General features: G+C 47.9%; 1 rRNA gene. It reads left to right on the top strand.

From position 1 onward, the window contains the following. Positions 1-94: 94 nt before the first annotated feature. Positions 95-2,966: ribosomal RNA gene (locus ACFS5J_RS00005) — 23S ribosomal RNA — on the top strand. Positions 2,967-3,007: the final 41 nt, after the last annotated feature.

Below are 3,007 nucleotides of genomic sequence, written 5' to 3'. Positions count from 1 at the left end.
AAGTTCATTGACATATTGAGAAAAGAAAATTAAAAATATAATAGAAAGCACAAATTTCGGGTGTCTATTGATTTAGACATTTGAAAAACAAGTACAATAAGCAAAATAAGGGCGCATGGGGAATGCCTAGGCTCTCAGAGGCGATGAAGGACGTGATAAGCTGCGAAAAGCTGCGGGGATTGGCACATACGAATTGATCCGCAGATATCCGAATGGGGCAACCCACTATGTTGAAGACATAGTATCCGATAGGAGGCAAACCCGCTGAACTGAAACATCTAAGTAGGCGGAGGAGAAGAAAACAAAAGTGATTCCGTAAGTAGTGGCGAGCGAACGCGGATTAGCCCAAACCAATGTTGTTACGGCAATATTGGGGTTGTAGGACCACGTGATTTCTTGCGGATAGAATTAGAATAACCTGGAAAGGTTAACCATAGAGGGTGATAGTCCCGTATAAGTAATAGAAGATAAGAATAGTGGTATCCTGAGTAGTGCGGGGCACGTGAAACCCTGTATGAATCTGGCGGGACCATCCGCTAAGGCTAAATACTCCTGAGAGACCGATAGTGAACCAGTACCGTGAGGGAAAGGTGAAAAGAACCGTGAATAACGGAGTGAAAAAGATCCTGAAACCATGCGCTTACAAGCGGTCGGAGCCCTTTCGTGGGGTGACGGCGTGCCTTTTGCATAATGAGCCTACGAGTTACCGTTGCTGGCAAGGATAAGTGATTCAGTCACGGATCCGTAGCGAAAGCGAGTCTGAATAGGGCGCTAGAGTCAGTAATGGTAGACGCGAAACCGTGTGATCTACCCATGGGCAGGATGAAGCTGTGGTAACACATAGTGGAGGTCCGAACCGGTTGACGTTGAAAAGTCTTCGGATGACCTGTGGGTAGGGGTGAAAGGCCAATCAAACTCGGAAATAGCTCGTACTCCCCGAAATGCATTTAGGTGCAGCGCTGGCTATAGTTATATAGAGGTAGAGCTACTGATTGGATGCGGGGGCTTCACCGCCTACCAATTCCTGACAAACTCCGAATGCTATATAATGATTACCAGCAGTGAGGGCATGGGTGCTAAGGTCCATGTCCGAGAGGGAAAGAACCCAGACCATCAGCTAAGGTCCCCAAATGTATGCTAAGTTGAAAAAACGCGGTTTGCCTGCTTAGACAGCTAGGATGTTGGCTTGGAAGCAGCCATTCATTTAAAGAGTGCGTAACAGCTCACTAGTCGAGCGGGCGAGCATGGATAATAATCGGGCATAAGTATACTACCGAAGCTATGGACAGATTAATCTGTGGTAGGGGAGCATTCTAAACTGGGTTGAAGGTGATATGTGAGTATTGCTGGACTGTTTAGAAAAGAAAATGTAGGCATAAGTAACGATAATGCGGGCGAGAAACCCGCACACCGAAAAACTAAGGTTTCCTCAGCTATGCTAATCAGCTGAGGGTTAGTCGGGTCCTAAGGCGAATCCGAAAGGAACAGTCGATGGCCAACGGGTTAATATTCCCGTACTACTTATAATTGTGATGGAATGACGGAGTGATGAAAGCACCGCGAACTGACGGAATAGTTCGTTGAAGTACCTAACTATATGCTCTATAGGCAAATCCGTAGAGCATGGTGAAATACGATAGTACTCGGAGTCTTCGGACAAAGGGATAGTGTGCCTAAGGGCTTCCAAGAAAAGTTTCTAAACTTAGATTATAAGTACCCGTACCGTAAACCGACACAGGTAGTTGAGGAGAGAATCCTAAGGTGCTCGAGAGATTCATGGCTAAGGAATTAGGCAAAATAGACCTGTAACTTCGGGAGAAAGGTCGCCAGCGCAAGCTGGCCGCAGTGAAAAGGTCCAGGCGACTGTTTATCAAAAACACAGGGCTCTGCAAAATCGTAAGATGAAGTATAGGGCCTGACACCTGCCCGGTGCTGGAAGGTTAAGAGGAGATGTTATCTTCGGAGAAGCATTGAATTGAAGCCCCAGTAAACGGCGGCCGTAACTATAACGGTCCTAAGGTAGCGAAATTCCTTGTCGGGTAAGTTCCGACCTGCACGAATGGTGTAACGATCTGGACACTGTCTCAGCCATGAGCTCGGTGAAATTGTAGTATCGGTGAAGATGCCGATTACCCGCAGTGGGACGAAAAGACCCTGTGCACCTTTACTATAGCTTAATATTGACCTTGGACACGTGATGTGTAGGATAGGTGGGAGACTATGAAGTGGCGTCGCTAGGCGTTGTGGAGTCATTGTTGAAATACCACCCTTTGCTTGTCTGAGGCCTAACCCCGTAATGCGGGGGACATTGTTTGGTGGGTAGTTTGACTGGGGTGGTCGCCTCCAAAAGAGTAACGGAGGCTTCTAAAGGTTCCCTCAGCACGCTTGGTAACCGTGCGTAGAGTGCAATGGTATAAGGGAGCTTGACTGAGAGACATACAGGTCGATCAGGTACGAAAGTAGAGCATAGTGATCCGGTGGTTCCGCATGGAAGGGCCATCGCTCAAAGGATAAAAGGTACGCCGGGGATAACAGGCTGATCTCCCCCAAGAGCTCATATCGACGGGGGGGTTTGGCACCTCGATGTCGGCTCGTCACATCCTGGGGCTGGAGAAGGTCCCAAGGGTTGGGCTGTTCGCCCATTAAAGTGGCACGCGAGCTGGGTTCAGAACGTCGTGAGACAGTTCGGTCTCTATCTACTGTGGGCGTTAGAAATTTGAGTGGATCTGATTCTAGTACGAGAGGACCGAGTTGGACGAACCTCTAGTGTATCTGTTGTCTCGCCAGGGGCACTGCAGAGTAGCTACGTTCGGAAGGGATAAGCGCTGAAAGCATATAAGCGCGAAACCCACCACAAGATGAGATTTCTTTTAAGGGTCGTGGAAGATGACCACGTTGATAGGCTATAGATGTAAAGGCAGTAATGTCATAGTCGAGTAGTACTAATAACCCATAAGCTTATGTACACGATTCCTCCCACTATATGTGGGAGGGGTAAACTTTCTAA

The sequence above is a fragment of the Flavobacterium chuncheonense genome (genome assembly GCF_042686145.1).
Taxonomy (GTDB): domain Bacteria; phylum Bacteroidota; class Bacteroidia; order Flavobacteriales; family Flavobacteriaceae; genus Flavobacterium; species Flavobacterium chuncheonense.
Note: the sequence above shows the minus strand (reverse complement) of the source record. Positions and strands in the feature narration are given on the sequence as shown.